At 45.8% G+C, this 20758-nt stretch carries 21 protein-coding genes; 12 read left to right on the top strand and 9 right to left on the bottom strand.

Annotated elements, in window-relative coordinates; genetic code table 11:
- The first annotated feature begins 194 nt into the window (after positions 1-194).
- On the top strand, positions 195-1361 hold the full coding sequence (sucC, locus tag MU515_RS06300; RefSeq protein WP_260259584.1) for an ADP-forming succinate--CoA ligase subunit beta: 1167 nt from the start codon (positions 195-197) through the stop codon (positions 1359-1361).
- Positions 1361-2233: a succinate--CoA ligase subunit alpha gene (sucD, locus tag MU515_RS06295; RefSeq protein ID WP_260259583.1), complete on the top strand. Its 873-nt coding sequence runs from the start codon at positions 1361-1363 to the stop codon at positions 2231-2233. Before sucC ends, sucD begins: the two co-directional genes overlap by 1 nt.
- A gap of 78 nt (positions 2234-2311) precedes the next feature.
- On the opposite strand, the gene MU515_RS06290 is transcribed toward sucD, so the two are convergent.
- Positions 2312-2596 carry a hypothetical protein gene (locus tag MU515_RS06290; RefSeq protein ID WP_260259581.1) on the bottom strand — a complete coding sequence of 95 codons (285 nt, stop codon included), beginning with the start codon at positions 2594-2596 and terminating at the stop codon, positions 2312-2314.
- An 875-nt stretch (positions 2597-3471) separates the two neighbouring features.
- On the opposite strand from MU515_RS06290, the gene MU515_RS06285 reads away from it, so the two are divergent.
- Positions 3472-3990 carry a GNAT family N-acetyltransferase gene (locus MU515_RS06285; RefSeq protein WP_260259580.1) on the top strand — a complete coding sequence of 173 codons (519 nt, stop codon included), beginning with the start codon at positions 3472-3474 and terminating at the stop codon, positions 3988-3990.
- On the opposite strand, the gene MU515_RS06280 is transcribed toward MU515_RS06285, so the two are convergent.
- On the bottom strand, positions 3938-4237 hold the full coding sequence (locus MU515_RS06280) for a DUF3301 domain-containing protein (RefSeq protein ID WP_260259579.1): 300 nt from the start codon (positions 4235-4237) through the stop codon (positions 3938-3940). The genes MU515_RS06285 and MU515_RS06280 overlap by 53 nt on opposite strands.
- 42 nt (positions 4238-4279) lie before the next feature.
- Entirely contained in the window at positions 4280-5326 is a 1047-nt protein-coding gene (locus tag MU515_RS06275) for a DUF3549 family protein (RefSeq protein ID WP_260259578.1), read from the bottom strand.
- Between the two features lie 87 nt (positions 5327-5413).
- Here MU515_RS06275 and MU515_RS06270 point away from each other — a divergent pair, with 87 nt between their 5' ends.
- Together MU515_RS06270 and truC are read left to right on the top strand one after the other, a co-directional pair.
- Positions 5414-5728 (top strand): YqcC family protein, encoded by a 315-nt coding sequence (locus MU515_RS06270; protein WP_260259577.1) that lies wholly within the window; start codon positions 5414-5416, stop codon positions 5726-5728.
- Positions 5729-5740: 12 nt separating this feature from the next.
- Positions 5741-6463 carry a tRNA pseudouridine(65) synthase TruC gene (gene truC, locus MU515_RS06265; protein WP_260259576.1) on the top strand — a complete coding sequence of 241 codons (723 nt, stop codon included), beginning with the start codon at positions 5741-5743 and terminating at the stop codon, positions 6461-6463.
- A gap of 84 nt (positions 6464-6547) precedes the next feature.
- Here the strand turns inward: truC and dxs are convergent, their stop codons facing one another.
- The 3 genes from dxs to xseB are packed head-to-tail and all read right to left on the bottom strand — an operon-like array spanning position 6548 to position 9581.
- Complete coding sequence (gene dxs / locus MU515_RS06260) at positions 6548-8413, bottom strand: 1-deoxy-D-xylulose-5-phosphate synthase (RefSeq protein WP_260259575.1); 1866 nt, start codon at positions 8411-8413, stop codon at positions 6548-6550.
- 20 nt (positions 8414-8433) lie between these two features.
- Positions 8434-9318 (bottom strand): (2E,6E)-farnesyl diphosphate synthase, encoded by an 885-nt coding sequence (ispA, locus tag MU515_RS06255; RefSeq protein ID WP_260259574.1) that lies wholly within the window; start codon positions 9316-9318, stop codon positions 8434-8436.
- A 20-nt stretch (positions 9319-9338) separates the two neighbouring features.
- The gene (gene xseB, locus MU515_RS06250) at positions 9339-9581 is read right to left on the bottom strand and encodes an exodeoxyribonuclease VII small subunit (protein WP_260259573.1); all 243 of its coding nucleotides are present in this window, start codon (positions 9579-9581) and stop codon (positions 9339-9341) included.
- A gap of 252 nt (positions 9582-9833) precedes the next feature.
- Here xseB and pomA point away from each other — a divergent pair, with 252 nt between their 5' ends.
- From pomA to rlmM, 7 genes are all read left to right on the top strand, one after another.
- Entirely contained in the window at positions 9834-10598 is a 765-nt protein-coding gene (gene pomA, locus MU515_RS06245) for a flagellar motor protein PomA (protein ID WP_260259572.1), read from the top strand.
- 9 nt (positions 10599-10607) lie between these two features.
- Positions 10608-11549, top strand: coding sequence for a flagellar motor protein MotB (locus MU515_RS06240; RefSeq protein ID WP_260259571.1), 942 nt, complete (start codon positions 10608-10610; stop codon positions 11547-11549).
- Between the two features lie 148 nt (positions 11550-11697).
- Positions 11698-13146: a tRNA uracil 4-sulfurtransferase ThiI gene (gene thiI / locus MU515_RS06235; RefSeq protein ID WP_260259570.1), complete on the top strand. Its 1449-nt coding sequence runs from the start codon at positions 11698-11700 to the stop codon at positions 13144-13146.
- A 446-nt stretch (positions 13147-13592) separates the two neighbouring features.
- Complete coding sequence (locus tag MU515_RS06230) at positions 13593-14504, top strand: transcriptional regulator GcvA (protein ID WP_260259569.1); 912 nt, start codon at positions 13593-13595, stop codon at positions 14502-14504.
- A complete protein-coding gene (locus MU515_RS06225) occupies positions 14497-15123 on the top strand; it encodes an alpha/beta fold hydrolase (protein ID WP_260259566.1) in 627 nt (208 codons plus the stop codon). Before MU515_RS06230 ends, MU515_RS06225 begins: the two co-directional genes overlap by 8 nt.
- On the top strand, positions 15113-15526 hold the full coding sequence (locus MU515_RS06220) for a DUF423 domain-containing protein (RefSeq protein WP_260259564.1): 414 nt from the start codon (positions 15113-15115) through the stop codon (positions 15524-15526). Before MU515_RS06225 ends, MU515_RS06220 begins: the two co-directional genes overlap by 11 nt.
- Positions 15523-16614: a 23S rRNA (cytidine(2498)-2'-O)-methyltransferase RlmM gene (gene rlmM, locus MU515_RS06215; RefSeq protein WP_260259562.1), complete on the top strand. Its 1092-nt coding sequence runs from the start codon at positions 15523-15525 to the stop codon at positions 16612-16614. The genes MU515_RS06220 and rlmM overlap by 4 nt, the downstream gene beginning before the upstream one ends.
- A 62-nt stretch (positions 16615-16676) precedes the next feature.
- Here rlmM and xni read toward each other — a convergent pair whose 3' ends face one another.
- The 3 genes from xni to MU515_RS06200 form a co-directional block, all read right to left on the bottom strand.
- Positions 16677-17456: a flap endonuclease Xni gene (gene xni / locus MU515_RS06210; protein WP_260259561.1), complete on the bottom strand. Its 780-nt coding sequence runs from the start codon at positions 17454-17456 to the stop codon at positions 16677-16679.
- A gap of 79 nt (positions 17457-17535) precedes the next feature.
- Positions 17536-18900, bottom strand: a complete 1365-nt coding sequence (gene ppnN, locus MU515_RS06205) for a nucleotide 5'-monophosphate nucleosidase PpnN (RefSeq protein WP_260259560.1) — start codon at positions 18898-18900, stop codon at positions 17536-17538.
- Positions 18901-19089: 189 nt separating this feature from the next.
- Entirely contained in the window at positions 19090-20655 is a 1566-nt protein-coding gene (locus MU515_RS06200) for a diguanylate cyclase (RefSeq protein WP_260259559.1), read from the bottom strand.
- Positions 20656-20758 lie beyond the last annotated feature (103 nt).

The raw sequence follows: 20758 nt of genomic DNA, 5'->3' as shown, positions 1-20758 counted from the left end.
CTAAAACGTCGAGTTGCCCCTGTTAACTCGACGTTATTAGCGTCCAAGGCTAGACTAGCTCGACGTCTGGCCTTCAATTTAGCCAAGTGATGTGGCTTTATTTGAGAAGACCCTACAGACGTATAAGCAACACCAAAGTTGCAACGTTATGGAAATAATAAAATCCCTTAAGGGAAAACAAACGGATTATCAAAATGAATTTGCATGAATATCAAGCCAAACAGCTGTTTGCAGAATTCGGATTGCCTGTACCAGAAGGCTACGCTTGTGATACCCCGCAAGAAGCGTTTGAAGCAGCCGGTCGAATCAGCACAGAAAAGAAAGTCGTTAAATGTCAGGTTCACGCAGGTGGACGTGGTAAAGCGGGTGGCGTAGAGCTACACGATACGAAAGATGGTGTTAAAGAATTCGCGCAGAAGTGGCTAGGTAAAAACCTAGTGACATACCAAACAGATGCCAATGGTCAGCCGGTATCTAAAATCCTTGTTGAAGAAGCGTCGAATATTGCCAATGAGCTGTACCTAGGTGCCGTGGTAGACCGTTCAACTCGTCGAATCGTATTTATGGCGTCTACTGAAGGCGGCGTAGAAATTGAAAAAGTAGCGGAAGAAACGCCAGAGCTTATCCACAAAGCGGCGATTGACCCGCTAGTAGGCCCTCAAGCATACCAAGGCCGTGAATTGGCGTTCAAACTTGGTCTTGAAGGCGATCAAATTAAACAGTTCGTTAAGATCTTTATGGGTCTTGGCAATATGTTTGCTCAGTACGATCTTGCTCTGCTAGAGATTAACCCGCTGGTGATTACGGGTGAAGGTAACCTTCTATGCCTAGACGGTAAGATCAATATCGACTCAAACGCGCTATACCGTCAGCCAAAGCTGCGTGAAATGCATGACCCATCGCAAGAAGATGAGCGTGAAGCACATGCAGCGCAATGGGAGCTTAACTACGTAGCTCTTGATGGCAACATTGGTTGTATGGTTAACGGTGCTGGCCTAGCAATGGGTACGATGGACATCGTAAACCTGCACGGTGGTCAACCTGCCAACTTCCTTGATGTAGGTGGCGGCGCGACGAAAGAGCGTGTAACTGAAGCATTCAAAATCATTCTTTCAGATTCCAATGTGAAAGCGGTACTGGTTAACATCTTTGGCGGTATTGTTCGCTGTGACCTAATTGCTGACGGCATTATCGGCGCAGTCGAAGAAGTGGGTGTTGAAGTGCCAGTTGTTGTACGTCTTGAAGGTAACAACGCACCACTAGGCTCTCAGAAGCTAGCGGATAGCGGCCTAAATATCATTGCTGCAAACTCGCTAACTGAAGCAGCACAAAAAGTAGTTGCAGCAGCGGAGGGCAAATAATGTCAGTACTAATTAATAAAGATACTAAAGTTATCTGTCAGGGTTTCACAGGTGGTCAAGGTACGTTCCACTCAGAGCAAGCAATTGACTACGGAACACAAATGGTCGGTGGTGTATCACCGGGTAAAGGTGGTCAAACTCATCTAGGCCTGCCAGTGTTCAACACAGTACGTGAAGCCGTAGAAACAACAGGTGCAACGGCATCAGTAATCTACGTTCCAGCGCCTTTCTGTAAAGATGCCATCTTAGAAGCGATTGATGCAGGTATTAAGCTCATCGTCACTATTACCGAAGGAATCCCAACGCTTGATCTACTAGACGTTAAAGTACGTCTAGACGAAGCTGGCGTCGTTATGATTGGTCCTAACTGTCCGGGTGTTATTACGCCTGATGAGTGTAAGATTGGTATTATGCCAGGCCACATTCATAAGAAAGGTAAAGTGGGCATTGTTTCACGTTCAGGTACATTGACTTATGAAGCCGTGAAGCAAACGACCGATGAAGGCTTTGGTCAGTCAACTTGTGTTGGTATTGGTGGAGACCCAATTCCAGGTTCTAACTTCATTGATATCCTAAAACTGTTCCAAGAAGACCCTGAAACCGAAGCGATCGTAATGATCGGTGAAATCGGTGGTACGGCAGAAGAAGAAGCGGCGGCGTTTATCAAAGATAGCGTCACTAAGCCTGTTGTTTCTTACATTGCTGGCGTAACTGCGCCTCCGGGTAAGCGTATGGGTCACGCGGGTGCAATCATCTCTGGTGGTAAAGGTACAGCGGAAGATAAATTCGCAGCGCTAGAATCAGCAGGTGTGAAAACCGTTAAGTCACTAGCAGACATCGGTAAAGCACTACGTGAAGTGACTGGTTGGTAGTTTTATCTCCAAATAGACAAAGGCTTGGCATTGCGCCAAGCCTTTTTTGTTTGTGCTTTACTCATCATTGGCTGATTGTTAGCTGAGTTTTGCTTCCAAAGCCGTTAAGCGCTGCTTTAACTCACTTACTTCCTTTTCAAGTTGGGCAATTCGCTCAGCATCTGATGTCGAATTTGTTGCCGCCACTTCTACTTTAGGAATGCGATGACTGCCTTTCCAACTCTTAATTGCGGTGATTAGCGCAGGCATAGGTACTGAGGTCGAGAGACGAGCTTTAACTAATGCAACGGTAGGTTCTTTGCCTTGGGCATGAAGCTCAGTAATAACGGCCTCTAATTCCGCGCTGACATCCTTAGTAAGCATTGACCACTCCTTTATTTGCTTATCGGATTCGTTGCTAATCATCATACGTCGCAATTCATCATAAGGCGAATGGTAAAAATGGCATTAGCTTGTGAGAGATCGCTTACAAGCAATGTGAGAGAAAGAGAATAGTGACAGTACTAAATGGCCAATTATTCTGTCTAAGTGACTGAATAGTGGTTATTTGTTTGTTTTTGGTTCGTTTGGGCCAAATTATTATGTGAGCCAGGGCAATTGTTCAGAATAAGGAAAGGAGTAAATTAAACCTTGTCGGAAGGATACTGACACGGAACAGGAACCACCAAGGATGTGGATATCTTCAGGAAGAAGATAGTTGATTGGTTAGGATTACCAATCAAGCACGGAGCGAGGATTGGGTAGGATACCATCGTTAACAAGGCCGTTAACGAGCAACGGATGCGAAGGACACCTCTAGGATGAGGCAGGACAGCATTAGGACGATGCTAGGGATACCGCTCAAGGAACAAGTGAAGTGCGCTAACGGGGAATGTTAGCTCAAAGGAATTGCAGGACACCGCTAGGATAGCGATGGACGGAATATACTGAAGGATTCAGTAACTATTAAGGAAGATGCATGGAGCACCTTTTAGTGGCTGGATTGCTACGAGTAAGACTATAGCCCCGGTACTGACGTATCGGGGCTTTTCTTATCAAACACATTCTCACAACAACGTCATTGCCCATCTATATAAAAAACTAAGGGCACTTATTCGGCTTAATACCAATAAACATAGAGTTATGCTCGTTGGTATCTCTGTCTCTCTGTATTTTGGTACAGGGAGATTTCGTGTATACGCTAACCCATGAAATGTTGTAAACAAGTGGGCGAGCGGAGTTGTAAGCAAGGAAGTGTTTTGACTATCGTAACCCGCAGAGTGCTATTGGTACCCTACAATGAATCGCTGCAATCCGAGTTTTTAATGCTGAACATCTGTGCGAAGAATCGTGCTGAGATGAATGGCCCTCATACTGTAGCGACCGCTAAACAGCTTTTTCATCGATTGATGAATGATCATACGTTGTATTCACGAGCCGTGCTTGATAGCCGAACGCGCGAATATATGGGGCACATATTTTTGAGCGATTTGGATGAAACGCCAGAGCTTGGCTATTTGTTTGATAAGGCATACTGGGGACAAGGGTATGCCTCAGAGGCCGTTGGCGCATTCTTCAATAAGGCTGTGAAAGATTTACGTTTAAGCCGCGTGAAGGCGACATCGAACGTGACCCATAAAGCTTCAATTCGAATTTTAGAGAAGCTGGGTTTTGAAAAGCAACGCCAGTATGACGATGCTTTTGGCCCTTATTTTGAGTTTGAGTTTACATCCGATGCGGTGGAAGCTGAAAGTGAACTACATGGAATCCCTGCATAATCAGTTCGCCCTGATAGTAGTCATCACCAAGCGATGAAAACTCAAATTGATACACCGTATGCCAACGCCAGACTCCGTCTGGCGTTTTTATTTTGTGGCCTTTAAACGCGACACTTAACAGCTGTAGGTCTAACTGATCGCACTTGCGTTTTACCGCTACTTTGGCCAGTTCAGATTGGCGGCGTTGTTGCCAAAAGATCATGCATACTAGGCTTAGCCCGACAATCGCCAACAAATCACCAATCATATTATTAGACCCTTTATCGTTGTGCTTTAACTGCTTGATACATTAACTGCTTGAGACTTTAGTTGCTTGCTGCAACTTGATCAGCGCTGCGGCAAGCTCTGTCGATGGTGCAGAGTGCAGCAAAGGTAAAATGACCATACGCAACTCAGGCAGCATTACTAAATCCGCGAATAACTGATTAAACAACGCTTGGTTGCCGGTTTGTGCTAAACGAAGTAAAAACTGCTCTGCGCGATTTGCATCGGCCAGTAGATGCCAACAGCGGCCTGCGATACCAATTAGCACTTCTTGGTGGCTAAGGCGCGGGCTTTGTAAAATGGCATCAAGAAGAGGATTAACGATTTCAGATTCAGCGCCAGAGAGAGCACGTATCAAGGCGGAAATTAGAAACAGATCTGGATCGTTACTTTGAATCTGTTGCTCAGCCAGTTCAGCAATCCTCTCGGCCAGTTTAGTCGGCAGTTGAGTGTGTTCTAACGCGCCGAGTAGGGCATAGAGTGGTTCGTTAGGCAGATGTTTAATCGCTTTACGAATTTGCACCCCATTTTGCGCAGTTGAAAGTCGCGCACAAATGTCGGTAATACCTTGTAACCCAACCGTTTGCCAGTTGTCCCAGCCAAGAGCGCCACTAAAGTAATGTTGCGCATGCTCATAGTATTGGCTGCAAGGTAAATCGAGCTTGGCGCGTACTTGGCTGTGGAATACCGCCATTTTGTCTTCAGCGGGTTTAAAGGTGTAAGGATTGTTTGATAGCTTTTGTTGTTGCTCTTCGCTCATTTCTTGATTAAGGCGAGTGCCCATGGCTTCGACCACGTACTTGATGAAGTTACCCACGTCCGCTTGCTTTAATAACCCGCGCTCATCCAATTCGAACTTGAGGAACCAAATCCACGGTTGCTTGGTTTCGTTCCAATATGCGATAGCTAGGTGCGCCTTGCGTTGTAGAGGGAACGGGTACGCTTGCTGACCTTTTTCTACATCGGCAAATACATCGTTCGCGATGGTTTTGATTCGACGGCCAAGATCGAAGACTTGGTAATCACAGTCACTGTTTTTCAGCAATTGGGTAAGGGTATGAATGGTATCCATGGGAAGACTTTTCCTAACTTTCTTTCCCTTATAAATGGTATTCTATCGCCAATTTTCAAGGTCATCGCCAAAGATAAACACAGATTCATGAAACAAAACAATCCGATGCTTGGTTTGCTGGATGCTTTAGAGCAGCAATTACAAGCAGCAGAACTTTGGGATTCAGTTCCGCCATCACCTGAACAACTCGCCAGTGAGCAACCTTTTGCCATAGATACACTAAAACCAGAGCAATGGTTGCAATGGGTTTTCATCCCGCGTATGAAGGCCATGTTAGCCGCAGGGCAAAGCCTACCGACTGGATTTAGTATGGTGGGATACTTTGAACAGAATTGGCAAGCAGAGGCGAGATACGCCGAGATCATTACCTTGATTGCTCAAATTGACCAGCAAGTGGCTTAAAGGAAAAGAACAATGTTAGAAATCGTCTACCAAGATGAGTATTTTGTTGCGGTCAATAAGCCTGCGGGTATGTTGGTGCATCGCAGTTGGCTTGATAAACATGAAACGCAGTTTGTTATGCAGACATTGCGCGATCAAATTGGTCAGCATGTGTTTCCCCTGCATCGCTTAGATCGCCCGACTTCAGGTGTGCTTATTTTTGCGTTATCCAGTGAAGTGGCTTCACAAGTGATGCCCATGTTTGCTAATCATGAAATGCAGAAAACCTATCATGCAATCGTACGTGGGTGGATAGAAGAGGGCGGCACACTGGATTATGCTCTTAAAGTTGAGCTGGATAAGATTGCCGATAAGTTCGCTAGTGAAGAAAAGCAAGCTCAAGAAGCGGTAACTGACTATCTGCCATTGGCGAAAGTGGAGATTCCTATTTCAACGGGGCGTTTCCCTACAACGCGCTACTGCTTGATGGAGCTTAGCCCTCAAACAGGCCGTAAACATCAGCTACGTCGCCATATGGCGCATCTACGCCATCCTATTGTGGGTGATACGACTCATGGTGATGGCAAGCATAACAAATTGTTCCGTGAGCATTTCGATAGCCATCGTTTGTTATTGCATGCTTCTTCATTGAGTTTTGTGCATCCATTTACTCAGCAAAATATAACCATCAAAGCTGGAGTGGATGAGACGTGGAATGCATTGTGTAGTGAGTTTGGTTGGCAGATGCCAAACTAACGAATCATTCCAAAATACCGAGCTATTTGGAAGATGTAAAAAAGCCCTCAATTTGAGGGCTTTTGTCGTTATGGGGGTTAGTGCTTACTTCGCGCAGTAGTCACGGATTGACTGTTCAATACCTTGGCTATCAAGCCCAAGCTCAGCATGAAGCTCTTGCTGCGTACCTTGCGCAATAAAGCGGTCAGGTAGGCCAAGGTTAAGCACAGGCTTCATGATCTTTTCTTGCATCAAGAACTCAACCACACCTGCGCCAGCACCGCCAGCGATAGCATTCTCTTCAATCGTGACTAGCACATCGTGGCTATCAGCGAGCTGTTTGATTAATGCATGATCTAGTGGCTTAGCAAAACGCATATCGGCAACGGTTGCGTTTAGCGCTTCTGCTGTTTCAAGTGCATTTGGCATGAAAGTACCAAAGTTTAGGATTGCGACTTTCTCACCTTGGCGAACCACGCGGCCTTTACCAATTTCAAGTGCAGTAAACTCTTGCTCAATTGGTGTGCCCATGCCATTGCCGCGAGGGTAACGGACAGCACTTGGGCCAGTATGTTTATGGCCTGTATAAAGCATTTGGCGACATTCGTTTTCATCACTTGGCGTCATGATCACCATGTTTGGAATGCAGCGCATAAAGCTGATATCAAACGCACCTTGGTGAGTCTGACCATCCGCACCAACTAAACCCGCTCGGTCAATGGCGAACATTACCGGTAAATCCATGATAGCGACATCGTGGATTAGCTGATCGTAACCGCGTTGCAGGAAGGTAGAGTAGATTGCAACGATAGGATTATCGCCAGCAATAGCCATACCTGTCGCTAGAGTCACAGCGTGTTGTTCTGCAATAGCGACATCGAAGTATTGCTCTGGGAACTCTTTCGAGAAACGCACCATGCCAGATCCTTCGCGCATGGCTGGTGTAATGGCCATTAGCTTAGGATCTTGCGCCGCCATATCACACAGGAAGTCACCGAAGATTTTAGAAAAAGTCGGTTTAGTGCTTGTGCTCTTTGGCAGGCTAGAGTGGTTTGGGTCGAACTTAGGTACGCCATGATAACCAATCGGATCTTTCTCCGCTGGTTCGTAGCCTTTACCTTTCTTAGTCATAATGTGTAAGAACTGCGGGCCTTTTAGCTCACGCATATTCTTCAGCGTTTTGACTAGCTCGATAACGTCATGACCATCAACAGGGCCTATGTAGTTAAAGCCAAGCTCTTCAAATAAAGTGCCCGGAATCACCATGCCTTTCAGATGTTCTTCGGTGCGGCGTACCAATTCTTTGATCGGTGGAACGCCAGAGAGAACCTTCTTGCCACCTTCGCGAATGGACGTGTAGAAGTTACCTGAAAGAAGCTGGGCTAGGTGGTTATTTAGCGCGCCGACGTTTTCTGAAATCGACATTTCGTTGTCGTTTAGAATCACCAACATATCAGGGTGAATGCCACCTGCGTGGTTCATCGCTTCAAACGCCATACCTGCAGTAATTGCGCCGTCACCAATCACACTGACAACTTTACGTTGCTTGTCTTCTTTCTGAGCGCTGATAGCCATACCTAGGCCAGCACTGATAGAAGTGGAAGAGTGACCAACGGATAGGGTGTCGTATTCGCTTTCTTCGCGCCAAGGGAAAGGGTGCAACCCGTCTTTTTGGCGAATGGTCGGCATCTCTTCACGACGACCCGTTAGAATTTTGTGAGGGTATGCTTGATGGCCTACGTCCCAAATGAGTTGGTCAAACGGAGTGTTGTAGACGTAGTGAATCGCCACGGTGAGTTCAACCGTGCCAAGGCCAGATGCCAAGTGTCCACTCGATTGGCTTACCGAGTTTAGTAAGTAAGTTCGTAACTCATCACACAACTTTGGCAGCACATCTTTAGGAAGGCTACGCAGCTCATCGGGCGTATTTGCCAATGCCAGTGTTGGGTACTTTGAAATATCAAGAGTCATATAAATGCGCGCTTATAGTGTTAGTTTTTGCGCTCGACGACGTATCGGGCGAACTCTTCTAATTGTGTTGTATTGTATGGGATCGCTTCCAATGCTTGAAGCGCTTCCTGTAACAAGTTATTAGCTTTGCTGATTGCTCCTTCTAAGCCTAGCAGAGCCGGATAAGTACTTTTGTTTAATTCTTGGTCTGAACCTTGCGGTTTACCTAAGGTTTCGGTATCGCTAATGATATCCAAAATGTCATCTTGAACTTGGAATGCAAGTCCTACCGCGTCTGCGTACTTATCAAGTAATGGTAAAACAGCGATGCCTTTTTCACCGGCAGCGATAGCACCAAGGCGAATGGCGCTTTTCATCAGCGCGCCAGTTTTGTTGCGATGGATTTCTTCCAGTTCCGCCAAATCAACAGAGCGATTCTCCGCTTCAAGATCAAGCGACTGACCCATGCACATGCCGTTCGCACCAGAGGCTTCTGCTAATACCTTCACCATTCTAATACGGTGCGCTTCAGCGTTTGGATTTAAACGGCCATCGGCCAAAATAGTAAACGCTAAGGTTTGCAGTGCGTCGCCGGTTAGAATCGCGGTTGCTTCATCGAACTTTATGTGACAAGTCAGTTGTCCGCGACGCAGTTCGTCATCGTCCATAGCAGGCAAGTCATCATGAATCAGAGAATAGGCGTGAATGCACTCAACAGCGGCGGCTGGAGTGTCTAAATCTTTGATGGAAACGCCAAGCATTTGGCCAGTAATGTAGACCAAAAATGGGCGCGCGCGCTTACCGCCTAGCAGCAGGCCATAACGCATCGCTTCAATCAGAGTTTGGTTTTGATGAGGGTAGCTATCTAACCACGACTCTAATTGTGAATTGTTTCTTTGTTGGAAAGAGGTTAATGCCTCAAGCATAGAGCAATCTTCTAACTGGTTTATTCAGGCTGTTGATTAAAGTCCGATAATGGTGCGTCATCATCGTTTTGTAACAATATACTAACACGCTGCTCAGCATCGTTCAGTTTACTTTGGCCTGCACGAGCTAAAGAAATGCCACGTTCAAACTTTTTCAGCGCATCATCTAGAGCGAGGTCACCATTTTCAAGGTTCTCTACTATGCTATCGAGCTCTTCAATGGTTGCTTCAAAGGTCATATTTTCAGGTTTCTTGCTCGCCATAACTTTTCTACTTAGGGAAAGATGCACGAAAGTTACCTTAGCCGCTAATGATGGTCAAATTTAACCGAGCAAATTTGTCAGAAAAGTGAAGTAATTTGATGGCTCAGCAAGCAGGTTTTTAACAAAGCATGAGAAATCTCGCGGCGTAATCCGCATTACTGTGAGTGTGATACCAATAAAAAGCTAAAGATTCACAGACACAGCCGATATAATTCCAGAGAAAGTTTAAAAGGTTAGCATGAGGAGTGCTTTGTGGATTTAGCAACGCTGTTAGGTCTGATTGGCGGTTTCGCCTTCGTTATCATGGCGATGGTACTGGGTGGCAGTATCATGATGTTCGTCGATGTAACGTCAATTCTGATCGTACTAGGTGGTTCAACCTTCGTTGTGCTGATGAAATTTACCATCGGCCAATTCTTTGGTGCGACCAAGATTGCTGGCAAAGCGTTCATGTTTAAAACCGATGAGCCAGAAGACTTGATTGCTAAAATCGTTGAAATGGCGGATGCGGCGCGTAAAGGCGGTTTCCTCGCTCTAGAAGAGATGGAAATCTCCAATACCTTCATGCAAAAAGGCATCGACTTGCTGGTGGATGGCCATGACGCCGATGTAGTGCGCTCTGCACTACAAAAAGATATCGCCTTGACGGACGAGCGTCATGAGCACGGTGCGGGTGTATTTAAAGCATTTGGTGATGTTGCTCCTGCGATGGGTATGATTGGTACACTTGTTGGTCTGGTAGCCATGCTATCAAACATGGATGACCCGAAAGCCATCGGCCCAGCAATGGCGGTAGCACTTTTAACCACGCTCTACGGTGCAATCCTTTCTAACATGTTGTTCTTCCCGATTGCAGACAAACTTTCCCTGCGTCGTGAACAAGAAAAACTTAATCGTCGCCTAATTATGGACGGCGTACTTGCCATTCAAGATGGTCAAAACCCTCGTGTAATCGATAGTTACCTGAAAAACTACCTCAACGAAGGTAAACGTACCTTAGACGTAGACAACGAGTAAGGGAACGGTATGGATGAAGAAAAGTGTAAATGTCCGCCACCTGGTGCCCCCGCGTGGATGAATACATTTGCTGACTTGATGTCACTGTTGATGTGTTTCTTCGTACTGCTGTTATCTTTCTCTGAAATGGACGTACTGAAGTTCAAACAAATTGCCGGTTCAATGAAATTTGCTTTCGGTGTGCAAAACCGATTGGAAGTGAAAGACATTCCTAAAGGCACCAGTATCATCGCGCAAGAGTTCCGCCCTGGTCGCCCAGAGCCAACACCGATTGATGTCATCATGCAGCAGACCATTGACATCACTCAGCAGACGTTGGAGTTTCACGAAGGTGAATCTGACCGCGCTGGTGGTACGCAGCGTGACCAAGGTAAATTGACAGGTGGCCAATCGCCAGAAACCTCAACTAAGAACAACCAAAACTCGGATTCAGATAAAGAGCAGCAGCAATCTGCCGAAGCCTCTCAAGAGCTTGAGACCTTGATGGAAGCGATTAAGAAAGCGCTGCAGCGTGAAATCGATCAAGGCGCAATTGAAGTTGAAAATCTTGGCCAACAGATTGTGATTCGAATTCGTGAGAAGGGCGCATTCCCAGCAGGTTCAGCATTTTTACAACCTAAATTCCGCCCATTGGTTCGCCAAGTGGCTGAGTTGGTAAAAGATGTGCCGGGTATCGTACGAGTATCAGGCCATACAGATAACCAGCGCATTGACTCTGAACTGTATCGTTCAAATTGGGACCTCTCTGCTCAGCGTGCGGTCTCTGTCGCGCAAGAGATGGAAAAAGTTCGTGGCTTCTCTCATCAACGTTTACGTGTACGTGGTATGGCTGATACCGAGCCGCTAGGGCCGAATGATACCGAGTCACAGCGTTCGAGAAACCGACGCGTAGAGATAAGTATCATGCAAGGTGAACCTCTCTACAGTGAAGAAGTACCAACGGTACAATAAATAAAACCAGGCGGGCTTAATGCCCGTCTTTTTTATGGCCTTTCCTTGATGTATAATCCGCGCCCTTAACGACCTCTGCGTATTCTACGTATAACGTATATGCTTAAGAGGTAATGATTGCGACAACTGTTAACCAGTGAAGTGAAGTATGAAATTTATTGTAAAGCCCCATCCAGAAATTTTCGTAAAAAGTGAATCGGTGCGTAAGCGCTTCACTAAGATTCTTGAGTGCAACATTCGCAACATCATCAAGAGTCGCACTGAGTCTGTTGCAGTATTCAACCGTCGTGACCACATTGAGGTGACGTCGGAGTCGTTTGACTACTACAAAGAAACACTAGAAGTACTCACTCGCACTCCGGGTATCCACCATGTGCTTGAAGTGAAGCAGTCAGAGTTTACTGACCTGCACGACATTTACGAGCAAGTGCTTGACCTAAACCGTGCGAATATCGAGAACAAAACGTTTGTGGTACGTGCGAAGCGTCGTGGTAAGCATGACTTTACCTCTATTGAGCTAGAGCGTTACGTTGGTGGTGGTCTAAACCAAGCGGTTGAGAGCGCACGCGTAAAACTGCACAACCCAGATGTAACCATCAAAGTTGAAGTCGCGAACGAGAAGCTAAACCAAGTGATTGCACGTCACAAAGGTCTAGGTGGTTTCCCTCTAGGTACTCAAGAAGATGTATTAAGCCTAATTTCAGGTGGTTTTGACTCAGGTGTTTCAAGTTACCTACACATCAAACGTGGCTCAAAAGTACATTACTGTTTCTTCAATCTTGGTGGCCCTGCGCACGAGATTGGTGTTAAGCAAGTGTCTCACTACCTATGGAACAAGTACGGCTCTTCAGCAAAAGTACGTTTCATCTCAGTTGATTTCGAACCAGTAGTGGCAGAAATCCTAGAGAAAGTGGATGACGGCCAAATGGGCGTTGTGCTTAAGCGTATGTTTATGCGTGCAGCAGGCATGATCGCTGAGAAGTTTGGTATCCAAGCGCTTGTGACAGGTGAAGCTCTAGGTCAGGTATCTAGCCAGACGCTAACTAACCTGCGTCATATTGATGGTGTGACAGATTCTCTTATCCTACGTCCACTTATCAACTGGGATAAAGAAGACATCATTAACCTAGCGCGTGACATTGGTACTGAAGACTTTGCTAAGACAATGCCTGAGTACTGTGGCGTTATCTCTAAGAAGCCAACAGTGAAAGCGGTTAAAGCGAAACTGGAAGCAGAAGAAGAGAAATTCAACTTTGACATTCTCGAGCAGGTTGTACGTGAAGCTCGCCAAATGGACATTCGTGATATCGCGAAAGAGTCTGAGCAAGCGGCTCCAGAAGTAGAGCAGGTTCAAGCGGTTGAAGAGCACGCGATCGTATTGGATATTCGTAGCCCAGATGAAGAAGACGAAAATCCACTAGAAATCGAAGGCGTGGAAGTAAAACACCTACCGTTCTACAAGCTAGGCACGCAGTTTGGAGATCTTGACCAAAGCAAGACTTACCTTCTTTACTGTGAGCGTGGTGTAATGAGTCGTCTACAGGCGCTCTACTTGCAAGAGCAAGGCTTTAACAACGTTAAAGTATATCGCCCATAGAGTTTTAGATGAGTGCCTTTAGAGAGGCGCTGATAGAAGCTGAAACATAAGCGCAAATCGTTCACGCGGTTTGCGCTTTTTATTTGCCTGCTGAATAGGAAAATTCGAGTAATGAGCAATCGAGAAAAGGGAGAATTCGCTAGATAAAAATACACCGCCATAAAGGCGGTGCTAAAAAATTTGACAGACAGGTCAAAATAAATACAGGAAGTATATGTTTTGTTTCTGGGATTAGTGAAACAAAACCGTGGTAGAAAATCTACCTAACTCGAAATACGAGTTTGCAAACACAACATCGCAACATCAAGCCAATTGATTTCAAAAAGAAATCAAGCCGTTCAGGCTTGCGTTGCGGGATGAAATATAGAATTTCTCTGGTCGTCAGGCAATGGACATTTTATAATGTTTCAGATAAAAAAAACTAATCCAATATATTGAGTGTCCCTATGTCTAGACGATTACCACCTCTCAACTCGCTTAAGGTCTTTGAAGCCGCTGCTCGCCACCTAAGTTTTACTCGTGCAGCAGAAGAGTTATTTGTGACGCAGGCCGCAGTTAGCCATCAAATCAAAGCCTTAGAAGAGTTTCTTGGTTTGAAACTTTTCCGCCGTCGCAACCGCTCTTTGCTGTTGACCGAAGAAGGTCAAAGTTACTTCCTCGATATTAAAGATATTTTTACCTCACTGGCTGAGGCGACCGATAAGGTGCTAGAGCGCAGTGAGAAGGGCGCATTGACCATCAGCTTACCGCCAAGTTTCGCTATTCAGTGGTTGGTTCCACGTTTGGCTGACTTTAATCAACAAGAGCCTGATATCGATGTTCGGATTAAAGCAGTTGATCTGGATGAAGGCTCGTTGACCGATGATGTTGACGTTGCTATTTACTATGGCCGAGGAAATTGGCCGGGCTTGCGTGCGGATAAACTCTACCAAGAATTTCTTATCCCGCTCTGTTCGCCGTCCTTGTTGCTCGGCACAAAACCATTAGAACAGCTAAGTGATCTTAAGAATCACACTTTGCTGCATGACACCTCGCGTAAAGATTGGAAACACTTCGCGAAGTTTCATGGTATTGAAGGGGTGAATGTAAATCACGGCCCAATCTTCAGTCACTCAACCATGGTTTTACAGGCAGCGGCGCATGGCCAAGGTGTGGCGTTAGGTAACAACGTATTGGCACAGCCAGAACTAGAAGCCGGTCGATTGATTGCACCATTTGATGAAGTACTGGTTTCTAAGAATGCCTTCTATGTCGTTTGTCACGACAAGCAAGCAGACATGGGACGTATTGCCACGTTCCGAGACTGGATGCTAGCCAAAGCGCAAAGTGAGCAAGAGGAGCTGTTAGAAGATGAGTAATGTCCTTGTTGATGGCGAGTTAGGACAGCCACTATTCATTTTTGCTCATGGCGCAGGCGCAGACATGGAGCATGACTTCATGGCGCAAGTGGCTAAAGGGTTAGCGGCGAAAGGCATTTGTGTGGTGCGCTTTAACTTTCCGTATATGGTGAAGCGCGCTGAAGATGGCAAACGTCGACCGCCTGATCGCGCGCCTAAACTGCTTGAGGCTTATGAAGCCATCATTGCCGAGCATGCCCAAGGTAAGCCAATTGTGATTGGCGGTAAATCGATGGGTGGTCGAATGGCCAGTTTATTGTCTGAGCATCAACATGTAGCAGGAGTTGCTTGCTTAGGCTTTCCATTTCATCCCCCGGGTAAGCCTGAAAAGTTCAAAGGTGAGCACTTAGCAGAGATGGTTAAGCCCTGTCTCATTCTGCAAGGTGAGCGTGATACGTTTGGTAAACAGGAAGAGTTTGCTGAGTTTACCTTGTCAGATAAGGTGACGGCCTACTTCTTGCCTGATGGCGATCATAGCTTTAAACCACGTAAGCGCTCTGGATTTACTGAGCAAGGCAATATCGATCTTGTGGTGGGGCGATTGAGCCAATTTATCTTGGAGGTTTACGATGCAAGCTAAGCCACTATTCGTTGTAGGCGCGCTGTTTTCTGGTATTGGTGTTGGACTAGGTGCTTTTGCCGCACATGGCCTTAAGAAGGTGCTATCGCCTTATTTGCTTGAGGTGTTTTCAACCGGAGTAGAGTACCAATTCATACATGCGATGGCGATTTTACTTTGTGGCGCGCTGTTATTACTGAATATCGGCGCAAAAGCGCAAAAGTATTTTAGACTCGCAGCGATTTGCTTTATCATCGGCATCTTTTGTTTTAGCGGCAGCCTTTACGCCCTTGCCTTAACCGGAATCAAATGGTTTGGGCCGATAACTCCATTGGGTGGGCTAACCTTTATGCTAGGTTGGGTGTTGTTCGTTATTGCTGCGTTGAAAATTGAAGCGTCACAAGTTAATGAGGTGAGTAAGTGAAACAGTTAATGCTCTATTGCCGTTCTGGCTTTGAAAAAGAGTGCGCGGGTGAAATTCAAGATCGTGCAACGGCACTGGAAGTATATGGTTTCCCTCGCGTTAAGAAAAACTCTGGTTACGTGTTGTTTGAGTGTTACCAAGAAGGTGATGCAGCCAAACTGGTCAAAGGGTTAGATTTCAAATCTTTGATTTTTGCACGTCAGATTTTCGCAGTGGCTGTTGAGTTTACTGACTTACCTCGCGAAGACCGTATTTCTCCGATTCTGCAACAACTGAGTGACGTTGAAGAGTTGCCTCGTTGTGGCGATCTACGCATCGAAACGCCAGACACTAATGAAGCGAAAGAGCTACTGAAGTTCTGCCGTAAGTTCACTGTACCAATGCGTCAAGCATTGCGCGGTAAAGGTATTTTACTTAACAAAGACAACCCGAAGAAGCCGGTGTTACACATTTGCTTTGTGGAGTCAGGCCACTGCTTTATTGGTTACTCGTTGGTGAACAATAACTCACAGTTCTTCATGGGTATTCCACGTCTTAAGTTCCCTGCGGACGCGCCAAGTCGCTCGACATTGAAGCTAGAAGAAGCATTCCACGTATTTATTCCACGCGAAGAGTGGGATGAGCGCCTAGCAGCTGGTATGTGGGGCGTAGACTTAGGTGCTTGTCCGGGCGGTTGGACATACCAATTGGTTAAGCGTTCGATGTTCGTTCACTCGGTGGACAACGGTATGATGGCGCAAAGCTTGATGGATACCGGCCAAGTTAAACACCACCAAGAAGATGGCTTTAAGTTTGAGCCGATGCGTAAAAACGTTACTTGGCTTGTGTGTGACATGATTGAGAAGCCATCACGCGTAGCACAGTTGATGGGTGAGTGGATCATCAGTGGTTGGGCGAAAGAAGCGATCTTTAACCTAAAGCTACCAATGAAAGGCCGTTACGACGAAGTATTGGAAGATATCGAGAACCTGAAAATCTTCCTAAAAGAAAATGGCGTGAAGTTTAAGCTACAAGCTAAGCATCTATACCATGACCGTGAAGAGATCACGGTGCACGTTCAGTGCTTGTCGAACATCTCTCCTCACTAAGCTTGGTGAGAGACTAATAAGAGTAAAGGCTTCCAATTGGAAGCCTTTTTAATGTGTTTTAGTTAACTTTCGTTAGGGCCGTTATAGCGTAAATCTTGTAGATTGAAGCCCAGTTCAATATCAGTTTTTAGTGCCGATATCTGTTTGCAGCGTCGCGCAGATTCAATGTGCTCATCCAGTTTTTTACGATATTTTGCTGGTAGTTCTTCTGCGCTATAGGCTTGTTCAATATCGCCATATTGAGTGAGAATTTCTTTAGCAGCTTTTGGCCCTACGCCCGGAACGCCCGGTACTTGGCTAGAGCTAACTCCCGCTAATCCCCAGTAATCCGCAAGTTGAGTAGGTTTCACCCCAAATTCTTTTTCAATAAAAGGTTCATCCAACCAGCGATGCTGAAAGTAATCGCGGATTTGCAAAGTCGGTGAGAGCAGTTGGCAGTAGCCTTTATCCGTTGAGATGATGGTTACCTTCTCGTTATGGCTTGCTACTTTCATTGCCAGTGTAGCCACCAAGTCATCCGCTTCATCACCTTCTGAAAGCAGTGAATCAATCCCTAGCTTCCACCAAGCGTCTTGTATGGACTCTAAGCCTTGCATTAGAGGCTCAGGCATAGGTTTACGGTTTTGTTTGTATTCTGGCAGTACCTCTGCACGCCAGCCTCGCTCTTGTAGGTGATGATCAAAGACTGCAATGATGTGGGTTGGCTGCGCTTCATTAATAATGCGATTTAATGTGCGGCTGGTGGTCTCTATGGTTCTTGCAATATCAGCAGGATCTGGCTGAGCAGAATGAACTCGGCGAATGAGATTTAGTGCATCGATAATGACAAGATGAATAGACATAACTGGATAAAATATAAGGGCCAACAGGCCCTTATTGTAATTGATGAGTGCTGAATTACCAGCACTGCTGTGGAGATGGCTAATCGCTGCCCGCGATTTGATAACAAGGCACGTAGGCAGTACCACCCGGTAGCTTCATGCGGTCTTGCTCTACAAAGTCTTTCAGCAGTTTGTCCATCTTCTTCATTAGATCGGCATCGCCATCTAATTGGAATGGGCCTCGTCGCTCGATCTCTTTGATGCCTTCTGCTTTAACGTTACCTGCCACAATACCAGAGAAGGCTTGGCGTAATGCCGCTGCCAAGTTTTCTGGGCGTTGGTTAAGGTGTAGGTCGAGGCTGGCCATGTTTTCATGGGTAGGCTCAAACGGCAGTTGGAACTCAGGTTCAATTTTCAGTGACCAGTTAAAGCTGTATGCATCACCGGTTTCTTTGCGTTGTAGGCGTACATCTTCCATCTTACCTTTAATGATGCGAGCCACTTTTGCTGGGTCATCCACCACGATTTGATAATGTTTTTGAGCATCTTCGCCCAAGGTATCGCCAATGAATTTATCAATTGAGCGGAAGTAAGCCTCACTCTCTTTTGGCCCTGTCAGCACGATAGGTAGAGGTTGGTCTGCGTTTTCTGGGTGCATCATAATACCCAGAATGTAGAGTAGCTCTTCTGCCGTACCTGGGCCGCCTGGGAAGATCACAATGCCATGCGCCATACGAACAAACGCTTCCAGACGTTTCTCAATGTCTGGCATGATAACCAGTTCATTTACGATTGGATTTGGTGGCTCGGCCGCGATGATGGATGGCTCAGTCAGGCCAAGGTAGCGCTGCTCGGTATAACGTTGCTTAGCATGGCCAATAGCCGCTCCCTTCATAGGGCCTTCCATTGCGCCCGGGCCACAACCGGTACAGATGTTAAGCTCGCGTAGGCCAAGCTCATGCCCAACTTCACGAGTGTATTGGTATTCAATTGGATTGATTGAGTGGCCGCCCCAACACACCACAAGATTAGGGTCGATGCCCGGCGTTAAAGCGCCAGCATTGCGTAAAATACCAAACACGAGGTTAGTAATGTGAGTGGCATTAGTAAGATTAAGGCGTTGGTTATCCGCTAAGTGCATATTAACGTAGACAATATCGCGCAGCACAGAGAACAAGTGTTCTTGAATACCTTTGATAATCTGCCCATCAACGAAAGCGTGTTCAGGCGGGTTGTTGAGTTCGAGTTTGATCCCGCGTTCACGACGTAGCACATTCACATCAAACGATTTGTGCTTATCAAGCAGCTCTTTTGAGTTGTCTGTGTGGCTGCCAGAATTTAACACCGCCAACGTACAGTTACGGTAGAGCTGATAGAGATCGCTAGATGCGGTTTTTTTAAGACGCTCAACTTCAAGTTGAGAAAGCAGATCCATACTGCCTGCAGGACTGATATGAGTGATCATCAAGACCTCCTTGATTCTTATTGCTCAATCAATACGGGTTACGAGCAACTTTAATGCGTTCTTTTAGCTTAGCACTGTTTGCGTGACATAACAGACTAACTATCTGATATAACTAGATCTATCACGGTTTATCTCTTAGTACGATCAAAAAAGCCGCTCAGTTTTCACTAAGCGGCTTTTAAATGGCTTTTATTTCCAAATCAGTTGGTTTGGCCCAACCTTCTTGCCTTCTTTCAACATGGCTCGCAGGCCTTCTAATATCTCTTCGGGAGTATCAGAGTCCTTAAAGCTGACACTAGCCGCCGTTAAGGTGATAGCAAGTTGCTGGTCGCGGAACTTAAAGGGTAGCTTGGCAACTTGAGTCTGAACCGCTTTGATCAGTTCATGGCATTCCGGGTCAGCACGCTCAGGCAGCAGAACAATGAATTCCTCACCGGCAAAGCGGGCGAGAGTATCATTTTCACTCAGCTCAGCTTTAATGCTGCGCGCGATAATCTTTAAGGCTTTATCACCTGCGGTATAACCAAAGCTGTCGTTGACATGTTTAAAATTATCGATATCAAACTGAACAACGCGCAAGTTGTGCTGAGCTCGAATCCAACGACGGTATTCCAGCTCCATTTTTTCACTAAACGCAGAGCGATTAAGCACACGAGTGAGAGGGTCTTGCAGCAGGCGCTCAGCTTGATCATCTAAGCGGCGGCGATACTCTTGCGTAGACTCAAACAGTGACTCTAGCTGACCTTGGTTGTATGTCATGCGCTCAAGTAAGGCTTTTTCTCTTTGCTCTGCGTGGTTAAGACGCTCGGTTAAAGAAGAAAGCTGTTCTAGCATTGGTGTGAGGTTTTGTTTCGCCTCTTCAATGCTTTGAGATTGGGTGAGCGCACTTTTCGTGTCAGTGACGAGGGTATTGAGCTCAATACCGTGCTCTTTACGTTGTTCAAAGTAGCTTAGGCTTTGGTCGGAAACTTGCGCAGAACTCTTAATAGACTTGGAAAGTGACTCATTAACTTGAGCCAAAAATTGTTGTGAGGTTTTTCGCTCGAAATGCGTACCTTGAATAACTAACTTAAGAACTTGAAGCGTATCTTCTAATAATGCTTGGGTATTAAGGCCAATTAGGAGTTTTGATCGAATGTCGTTGAGCAACTCACCAGACTCACCATTGAAATCCAGCTCGGTGATTAGGTTTTGCAGTTCTTCATTTAGCTTTTGTAGTAATTCTTTGTCACTTTCACTAGCTAGCGCAGAACCATTCTGTTCTGAATTTGCAGTAAGAATTTTTAGCGAGCGCTGATAAATAGCCAGAAGCTTGATCGCTTGTTCACTAACAGGAATTTCTTGCGCGGCACAAAAGCTTAACAAATCACGAAGATCACGTTTTACTTTCGAGGGGATGCCCACCACTCGAAGTAGCGTTTCACCAGCATGTTTGACTTGAGAATCAAGCTGTTGATTTTTTTTATTCATCGCCAACGTGTGTTGTTTTAGTTGTTTTTCTAGTATCGCTAATTTAGGAATTAGCGTGCTAATGTCTTTCTGTTGCTCAATGGCTTGCTTCAACTCTATCAACCCAAGTTGAAGCTTAGGATCTTCACTTATACACGCATCGCTTAATGAATTTACAATGCGCTGTAATACCTGCTGCTCTCGTTTAAATTTGAAAGAGGTATCCCTTTGTGTCAATCGAACTTGTTCCAATTGAGATTTCAGAGTGTGTAGCTGAGACTGAATATCTTGTTCGAGAACGCCCATGTAAATCTAAACTTTATTACTACTGGATCTAAATAGATCCTATTAATTAATTTATTGATAATATCAAATAATAAAAGTTCGTCACGGCTTGTCTTGCACTTAT

Source organism: Vibrio intestinalis (assembly GCF_025195085.2).
Lineage (GTDB): Bacteria > Pseudomonadota > Gammaproteobacteria > Enterobacterales > Vibrionaceae > Vibrio > Vibrio intestinalis.
This window is presented reverse-complemented; position numbering and strand designations above follow the sequence as displayed.

Bases quoted from the DNA above. Each gene is read 5' to 3' on its own strand.
- MU515_RS06280 (WP_260259579.1), bottom strand. From the start codon at position 4,237: ATGATTGGTGATTTGTTGGCGATTGTCGGGCTAAGCCTAGTATGCATG.
- xni (WP_260259561.1), bottom strand. From the start codon at position 17,456: ATGTCTATTCATCTTGTCATTATCGATGCACTAAATCTCATTCGCCGA.
- MU515_RS06220 (WP_260259564.1), top strand. From the start codon at position 15,113: ATGCAAGCTAAGCCACTATTCGTTGTAGGCGCGCTGTTTTCTGGTATT.
- MU515_RS06290 (WP_260259581.1), bottom strand. From the start codon at position 2,596: ATGCTTACTAAGGATGTCAGCGCGGAATTAGAGGCCGTTATTACTGAG.
- truC (WP_260259576.1), top strand. From the start codon at position 5,741: ATGTTAGAAATCGTCTACCAAGATGAGTATTTTGTTGCGGTCAATAAG.
- ppnN (WP_260259560.1), bottom strand. From the start codon at position 18,900: ATGATCACTCATATCAGTCCTGCAGGCAGTATGGATCTGCTTTCTCAA.
- MU515_RS06225 (WP_260259566.1), top strand. From the start codon at position 14,497: ATGAGTAATGTCCTTGTTGATGGCGAGTTAGGACAGCCACTATTCATT.
- ispA (WP_260259574.1), bottom strand. From the start codon at position 9,318: ATGCTTGAGGCATTAACCTCTTTCCAACAAAGAAACAATTCACAATTA.
- xseB (WP_260259573.1), bottom strand. From the start codon at position 9,581: ATGGCGAGCAAGAAACCTGAAAATATGACCTTTGAAGCAACCATTGAA.
- sucD (WP_260259583.1), top strand. From the start codon at position 1,361: ATGTCAGTACTAATTAATAAAGATACTAAAGTTATCTGTCAGGGTTTC.
- thiI (WP_260259570.1), top strand. From the start codon at position 11,698: ATGAAATTTATTGTAAAGCCCCATCCAGAAATTTTCGTAAAAAGTGAA.
- MU515_RS06200 (WP_260259559.1), bottom strand. From the start codon at position 20,655: ATGGGCGTTCTCGAACAAGATATTCAGTCTCAGCTACACACTCTGAAA.
- MU515_RS06270 (WP_260259577.1), top strand. From the start codon at position 5,414: ATGAAACAAAACAATCCGATGCTTGGTTTGCTGGATGCTTTAGAGCAG.
- MU515_RS06275 (WP_260259578.1), bottom strand. From the start codon at position 5,326: ATGGATACCATTCATACCCTTACCCAATTGCTGAAAAACAGTGACTGT.
- MU515_RS06230 (WP_260259569.1), top strand. From the start codon at position 13,593: ATGTCTAGACGATTACCACCTCTCAACTCGCTTAAGGTCTTTGAAGCC.
- sucC (WP_260259584.1), top strand. From the start codon at position 195: ATGAATTTGCATGAATATCAAGCCAAACAGCTGTTTGCAGAATTCGGA.
- dxs (WP_260259575.1), bottom strand. From the start codon at position 8,413: ATGACTCTTGATATTTCAAAGTACCCAACACTGGCATTGGCAAATACG.
- MU515_RS06240 (WP_260259571.1), top strand. From the start codon at position 10,608: ATGGATGAAGAAAAGTGTAAATGTCCGCCACCTGGTGCCCCCGCGTGG.